The organism is Mesorhizobium silamurunense, from assembly GCF_014843825.1.
GTDB classification, from domain to species: Bacteria; Pseudomonadota; Alphaproteobacteria; order Rhizobiales; family Rhizobiaceae; genus Mesorhizobium; species Mesorhizobium silamurunense.
Window position 1 is genome coordinate 1 of sequence record NZ_JHQR01000108.1, and the last position, 6,548, is coordinate 6,548.

At 67.5% G+C, this 6,548-nt stretch carries 7 protein-coding genes; 4 read left to right on the forward strand and 3 right to left on the reverse strand.

All coding sequences use genetic code 11. The features are described 5' to 3' along the window. From DH10_RS12615 to nhaA, 4 genes are all read left to right on the forward strand, one after another. Positions 1 to 675, forward strand: a 675-nt coding sequence (locus DH10_RS12615) for an ATP-dependent helicase C-terminal domain-containing protein (RefSeq protein WP_281423827.1), incomplete at its 5' end; no start/stop codon positions are given. Between the two features lie 49 nt (positions 676 to 724). Next, complete coding sequence (locus tag DH10_RS12620; RefSeq protein ID WP_192255712.1) at positions 725 to 2,050, forward strand: ActS/PrrB/RegB family redox-sensitive histidine kinase; 1,326 nt, start codon at positions 725 to 727, stop codon at positions 2,048 to 2,050. Positions 2,051 to 2,154: 104 nt separating this feature from the next. Next, positions 2,155 to 2,718, forward strand: coding sequence for an ActR/PrrA/RegA family redox response regulator transcription factor (locus tag DH10_RS12625; RefSeq protein WP_126086203.1), 564 nt, complete (start codon positions 2,155 to 2,157; stop codon positions 2,716 to 2,718). Positions 2,719 to 3,120: 402 nt separating this feature from the next. After that, positions 3,121 to 4,314 (forward strand): Na+/H+ antiporter NhaA, encoded by a 1,194-nt coding sequence (gene nhaA / locus DH10_RS12630; protein WP_192255706.1) that lies wholly within the window; start codon positions 3,121 to 3,123, stop codon positions 4,312 to 4,314. Here nhaA and DH10_RS12635 read toward each other — a convergent pair. The 3 genes from DH10_RS12635 to DH10_RS12645 all read right to left on the reverse strand — a co-directional run. Next, complete coding sequence (locus DH10_RS12635) at positions 4,311 to 5,363, reverse strand: RNA polymerase subunit sigma-70 (RefSeq protein WP_192255704.1); 1,053 nt, start codon at positions 5,361 to 5,363, stop codon at positions 4,311 to 4,313. The two genes, nhaA and DH10_RS12635, sit on opposite strands and share 4 nt — an antisense overlap. A gap of 42 nt (positions 5,364 to 5,405) precedes the next feature. Then, positions 5,406 to 6,152, reverse strand: a complete 747-nt coding sequence (locus DH10_RS12640) for an SDR family NAD(P)-dependent oxidoreductase (RefSeq protein ID WP_192255702.1) — start codon at positions 6,150 to 6,152, stop codon at positions 5,406 to 5,408. A gap of 179 nt (positions 6,153 to 6,331) precedes the next feature. Beyond that, on the reverse strand, positions 6,332 to 6,548 hold a 217-nt coding region (locus tag DH10_RS12645), incomplete at its 5' end, for an MmcB family DNA repair protein (protein WP_192384774.1).

Genomic DNA, 6,548 nt, shown 5'->3' on the forward strand with positions numbered 1-6,548 from the left:
CGCGAGACCGCGCGGCTTGGCGCCATCACGCTTGCCGAGCGCATGCTGCCGGCGCCCTCGGGCGCCGATGCCGACCTCGCCATCCTCGACGCACTGCGCGAGCACGGCCTGTCACTGCTCGACTGGGGCAAGGAGGCAGAGACGCTGCGCCAGCGACTGGGTTGGCTCAACCGCGGCCTAGGCGCCCCCTGGCCGGATGTCTCGGATCAGGCGCTACTCGAGCGCCTCGACGGCTGGCTGCTGCCTTTCCTTGCGGGCGATGCTTCTTTCGCGGCGATCAAGCCGGGGATGCTTGCGGCTGGGCTGATGTCGCTGGTCCCGCACGACCTGCAGCGCAAGGTCGACGCGCTGGCGCCGACCCATTTCGACGCGCCCTCGGGCAGCCATGTGCCGATCCGCTATGACGGCGAATGGCCAGTGCTTGCGGTCCGCGTGCAGGAGCTGTTCGGCCTCGACCGCCATCCGGCGATCGCGAACGGGACCGTGCCGCTGACGCTGGAGCTGCTGTCGCCGGCGCATCGTCCGATCCAGACGACGCGCGATCTTCCCGGCTTCTGGCGCGGTTCATGGGCCGATGTGCGCACCGACATGCGCGGCCGCTATCCCAAGCATGTCTGGCCGGAAAACCCGCTCCTTGCCGCCGCCACCAGCCGTGCCAAGCCGCGTGGGACCTGAAAGAAGCCATGCTCTATCGTTTCCGCGCTTACGGCTGTAATTCTTGGCGATGATCAACATTCTGCGCCCGCCCGATTCCCAGCAGAGCCAGCGGCTGCGGCTCAACACGCTGATCCGCCTGCGCTGGCTGGCCATCGTCGGCCAGAGCGTCGCGGTGCTGGTCGTGGCCTATGGGCTGAAATTCCCGCTGCCGGTCTCGATGTGCTTCGGGCTCATCGCCTGCTCGGCCTGGATGAACCTCTGGCTCACCTTCCGCTATCCGGCCGCACACCGGCTCACCCCGCTGTCGGCCTTCGTTATCCTGACCATCGACAGCCTGCAGCTCGCCGGCCTGCTCTACATGACCGGCGGTCTGACCAATCCGTTCTCGGTCCTGCTCTCGGTGCCGGTCGTCATCTCCGCCGCGTCGTTGCCGCTGCGCCTCACGGCGGTGCTCGGCGCGCTGGTCATCGTGGCGGCCACGCTGCTTGTGTTCTTCCATCTGCCGCTGCCCTGGTACGAGGACGCGCCGCTGCCGATGCCCTTCATCTATGTAGCCGGCATGTGGATGGCGGTGTTCGCCTCGATCGCCTTCACCGCGATATACGCCTTCCGCGTCGCGGCGGAGGCGCGCCTGCTCGCCAACGCGCTCGCCGCCACCGAGCTGGTGCTGCAGCGCGAGCAGCATCTTTCCGCGCTGGACGGTCTCGCGGCGGCCGCCGCGCATGAGCTCGGCACGCCTTTGGCCACCATAACCGTCGTCGCCAAGGAAATGGAAAAGGCGCTGGGCGAGGATCCGAAATTCAGCGAGGACGTGAAGCTGCTGCGCTCGCAAAGCGAGCGTTGCCGCGAGATCCTGAAGCGGCTGACCAGCCTGTCCTCGGAAGGCGAGGCGCATCTTTCGCGCCTGCCGCTGACCTCGCTGGTCGAGGAAGTGACGGCGCCGCACCGCGACTTCGGCATCTCGATCCGGCTGCGCCCCGGCGAGCGCATCGGCCCGGAGCCGGTCGGGCAGCGCAGCCCAGGCGTCATCTACGGGCTCGGCAATCTGGTCGAGAACGCCGTCGACTTCGCCAAGAACACGGTCACCGTCAGCTGGAACTGGGACAATGAGGAGGTTTCCTTCTCCATTATCGACGACGGACCGGGCTTTCCGCCGGAGATCATCGACCGCATCGGCGAGCCCTATATGTCGACGCGCCAGGGCACCGAGGCCGGCGGCGGCCTCGGGCTCGGGCTTTTCATCGCCAAGACCTTGCTGGAGCGCTCGGGCGCCACGATCGATTTTCGCAATTCGAGCGGGCTCGGCGAGGGCGCGGTGGTGCAGATCACCTGGCCGCGCGGGGTCTTCCTCAATCCCGAGCAGTTGTCCGGAACCATGTTCGACAACGCCTGAGCCTTGCGTTTACCGCATGGCAGCTCTGTTGCCGGCTGAAAAATTGGACATTGCTGTTGCAGAATTGTATCTGCGTAAAAGTAAGGCAGTAGGATGCTGATGAGATGAGCGCAGACGAAACCACTGGCGCAATGGTCGAAGGCGAGGACACCTCGCTGCTGATCGTCGATGACGACAAGCCGTTCCTCACCCGGCTTGCCCGCGCCATGGAAACCAGGGGCTTCGCGGTCGAGACGGCGGAAAGCGTGGAGGAGGCTGTCGCCAAGGCGCGCGCCCATCCGCCGGCCTATGCGGTGGTCGACATGCGGCTGGGCGACGGCAACGGCCTCGATGTGGTCGCCGCCATCCGCGAGAAGCGCGACGATTCCCGCACCATCATCCTGACCGGCTACGGCAACATCGCCACCGCGGTGACGGCGGTGAAGCTCGGCGCCGTCGACTACCTGTCGAAGCCGGCCGACGCCGACGATGTCTTCGCGGCACTTACCCGCACCGCGGGCGAGCGGGCAGCGCCGCCCGAAAACCCGATGTCGGCCGACCGCGTGCGCTGGGAGCACATCCAGCGCGTCTACGAAATGTGCGACCGCAACGTTTCCGAGACCGCGCGCCGGCTCAACATGCACCGCCGCACCTTGCAGCGGATTCTGGCCAAGCGCGCGCCGCGCTGACCTGCTTAAACGTGCGGGCGGTGCCTGGTGCCAATGGCAGTCCGAACTTGAAGACTACCAATTGTCGAAGTCAGCGCTGCCCCTCATCGCCCTGCCCGTCCTCCGCAGCAGCTGCGGAGGGTGGACCGGGCACTTCTCCGACGGGGAGAAGGGGCTGACCGCGACCTCCGCACTCTTCTTGCAACGCTGGCGATTGGCGAAATCACCGATGACGTTGCCTCTCTGCCCGTCACTATACGGGGAGAGGATGCCGGCAGGCAGGTGAGGGGCGGCGCCGGCGTAGGGAAGGGAAGATGGGACGAATTCAAGCGGAGGCGATTGCCCTCCGATGCTTGCCCGGCCGTCCAAGTTTGAGCATCATCGCCAACGGAGTCGGCCGACAGTCGGCATGAAGGAGGCGACATGGACGACCAGCCGCGGCCGAAATCGATCCTTCGCGAATTCCTCGACGGCGAGGCGGCGGGCGGCATCATCCTGATGGCGGCAGCGGCGCTGGCGCTCATCGTCGCCAACTCGCCGCTCGCCGACACTTACTTTGCGGCCCTCCACGCCTATCTCGGGCCGCTCAGCGTCGCGCACTGGATCAATGACGGGCTGATGGCGGTGTTCTTCCTGCTGGTCGGGCTGGAGATCAAGCGCGAGATGCTGGACGGCCAGCTTTCGACCTGGCCGCGCCGCGTGCTGCCGGGCATTGCCGCTGCTGGCGGCATGCTGGTTCCGGCGCTGGTCTATGTCTTGATCAACCGGAACAATCAGGCCGCGCTGTCCGGATGGGCGATCCCGACCGCCACCGACATCGCGTTTGCGCTGGGCGTGCTCTCGCTGCTCGGCAGACGGGTACCGGCCTCGCTGAAGGTGTTCCTCACCGCTTTGGCCATCATCGATGATCTTGGCGCCGTCATCATCATCGCGCTGTTCTACACCGGCGGCCTGTCGCTCGCCTATCTGGCGGCGGCCTTCGCGGCCATCGCCGTGCTGGTCGTGCTCAACCGCATGCGGGTGATGAACCTGTTGCCCTATCTCGTGATCGGCGCGGTGCTTTGGGTGCTGGTGCTGAAGTCGGGCGTGCACGCCACGCTCGCCGGCGTGGCGCTGGCGCTCACCATTCCGCTCGAGCGTTCACCCGGCATCGGCCACGATCTCGAGCAGTCGCCGCTGCACCGACTGGAACACGGCCTGCACAAGCTCGTGCCGTTCATCGTCATCCCGATCTTCGGCTTCGCCAATGCCGGCGTCTCGCTCGGCGGCTTGAGCCTCGCCGGGCTGGTCGAGCCGCTGACGCTCGGCGTCGCAGCCGGCCTGGTGCTTGGCAAGCTGGTCGGCGTCTTCGGCTCCTCGGTCATCGCCATCCGGCTAGGCCTCGCCGATCTGCCGGTCAATGCCGGTTGGCTGCATATGCTCGGCATCTCGCTGCTCTGCGGCATCGGCTTCACGATGAGCCTGTTCATCGGCCTGCTCGCCTTCGCCGGCGATCCAGCGCTTCAGGACGCGGTGAAGGTCGGCATCCTCGCGGGCTCGCTGGTCGCGGCGCTGCTCGGCGCTGCCGTGCTGCTCATGGCGCCGGCGGCTGGCGGGGTGGAGGAAGACCTGGGCTAATCCCTCGAGGCGCGAGGCTCCGGCGGCAGGCCGAAGGCCGCAAACAAAGCGGGGCCGAGCGGCGGGACATAGATCGTCAGCGAGGCGATTTTGCCGTCGACGGGTTCAATGACATGCAGCGAATGGGGCCGCCACGCGAAATCCTGGCGGCCGAGCGCGTAGACGCCCACGGCGGGCTGGGTGTTGGCCCTGATGGCCACCGCGCGATAGCCGGCAAAATTGCCCCAGACGCTTCCCAGGAAAGCGCCGATTGCCGGGCGCCCGCGGTACCATTCGCGCCATGGCGGCATGTGGTAGATGGCGTCCTCGCGCAGCAGGTCGACGAGCCCGTCCAGATTGTCGGCCTGCCAGGCCCGCATATAGCGTTCGAGCAGCAACCCTTCGTCCGGGCTGGGCTGGGATCGCTGCGCCGGGAGCCCCTGGGAGTGGTGTCCGCCCAGCGTCGCGCGGGCCCGCTGCAAGGCGCTATTGATCGAGGCGGTCGATCCACCCAGCAATTGCGCGGTCTCGATGGCGGACCATCCGAGCACATCGCAAAGCAAGAGGGCGGCGCGCTGCCTCGGCGGCAACAGCTGGATCGCCGCCACGAAGGCGAGCCGCACGGCGTCGCGGGTCTCGTAACGCGCCTCCGGCCCCGGCCTGTCGTCGGCAATGTCAGGCAGTTCCGCGTCCGGATACGGCTCCAGCCAGGCGAGTTCGGCGGCCGGCCCGCCGGTCGCTCCTCCTTCGGTAGGCGGCCGCTCGGGTTGCTCGAGAATGCGCCGCGCCGACGACCGCGCCTTGATCGCATTGAGGCAGCTGTTGGTGGCGATGCTGTAGAGCCAGCCGCGCGCCGAGCCCCGTCCGTCGAATTGCGACCGCGCGCGCCAGGCCTTGAGGAACGTCTCCTGGACGAGATCGTCCGCCTCGTTGAGCGAGCCCATCATCCGGTAGCAATGGAGCTTAAGCTCGCGGCGGTGGGCGACCGTCAGGCGCTCGAAGGCCAGCCGGTCGAGGCCCGGCTGGCCTGGCCGGCCCAAAGGTTCGATAGGGCCGGGAGCGTCAGTCATGTTGGGCCCGGGGCGCTGATTTCGGCCGGCATCCTGCGCGCCTCATGCCGCCGCCGCAAGACCGCTGCCGCTCACGGTGAAGGAACTGCCTTGCGGCTTCCCGGTTGCGAGCTGGACCACCGCCCGTCCGACATCGGCCGGCGTCTGCATGTCGCTCATGCTGGCCAGGAAGTCGGCCGGACGGATGCCCATATAGGCCGCAATGCCGTCGATGCCGTGATCGCCGACCCCGGTGCCCGGCATGATGCGGGCCGGCGAAAGCGCCATGAAGCGCAGGCCGAGGCCCAGCCGGTCCGATTCCTTCTGGCAATGTCCGGCCAGGAATATCTGCATGCGTTTGGCGCCGGAATAGCCGCCGGAATTCGGCGGTCCTCCGCTGATGGCGGCGCCGCTGGCGATCAGCAGCACCCGGCTGCCTGCTTTGAGCCGACCCTGTAGGGCTTCCCGGCAGAACAGGAACGACGCCTTGACGTCCATTTCCCAGTTCGCCGAGAACACCTCCCAGCTCTGCTCCTGTATCGGCGCGGAAGGGGCGAGCGCGCCCGCGCAGACCACCAGCACGTCCGGCGCAAGCGCATCGAAAACCGCTTGCGGCGCGGTCTCCGCCGTCGCGTCCATGCTAAGGGTCCTCAAGCCCGGGCGTTCCCAGGCGAGCTGCTTCAGGTCGGCGGCGCCGCGGGCGACGGCAAGCACGGTCGCCCCCTCGCCAAGCGCTGCTTCCACGATCGAGCGACCGACACCACGGCTGCCTCCGACGACGACGACGTTCTGATTTTGCAACGATTTCATGCATCACCTCTTTTCCAGGCGGCCGATCAGCCGGACGCGCCTGTTGGTGAAGACAATCTCGATCAGTGGAAATCATCGGCGCGGAACGAAAAATTCTCGCCGGCCTTGCGCATGGGGGTGGCTTGAGCCCGGCCCGATGCCGGCGGCAACACACCGGCCTCACGCGTTGCGACGAGTATCTACTCGCTCTCGCCATCCAGTGCCGCCACCGCCACGCCGGCAAGCTCCGCCGCCAGCAGCCGCGCCGCGCCGGCGCGGGCGATTCTCAGCATCAGCGCCTTGCGCGTCGCGGCCGCCATCCGGTGCTCCGGCGCCTCGCGCAGGATCTCGGCGCCATAGCCGTCGGAGAGGATGAAGCCGCATTCCTCGGGAAAGATCTCCTGCGGCACGCCGGGA

Coding starts and splice junctions, on each gene's coding strand:
- DH10_RS12640 (WP_192255702.1), bottom strand. CDS start 6,152: ATGAAATCGTTGCAAAATCAGAACGTCGTCGTCGTCGGAGGCAGCCGT.
- DH10_RS12625 (WP_126086203.1), top strand. CDS start 2,155: ATGAGCGCAGACGAAACCACTGGCGCAATGGTCGAAGGCGAGGACACC.
- DH10_RS12635 (WP_192255704.1), bottom strand. CDS start 5,363: ATGACTGACGCTCCCGGCCCTATCGAACCTTTGGGCCGGCCAGGCCAG.
- DH10_RS12620 (WP_192255712.1), top strand. CDS start 725: ATGATCAACATTCTGCGCCCGCCCGATTCCCAGCAGAGCCAGCGGCTG.
- nhaA (WP_192255706.1), top strand. CDS start 3,121: ATGGACGACCAGCCGCGGCCGAAATCGATCCTTCGCGAATTCCTCGAC.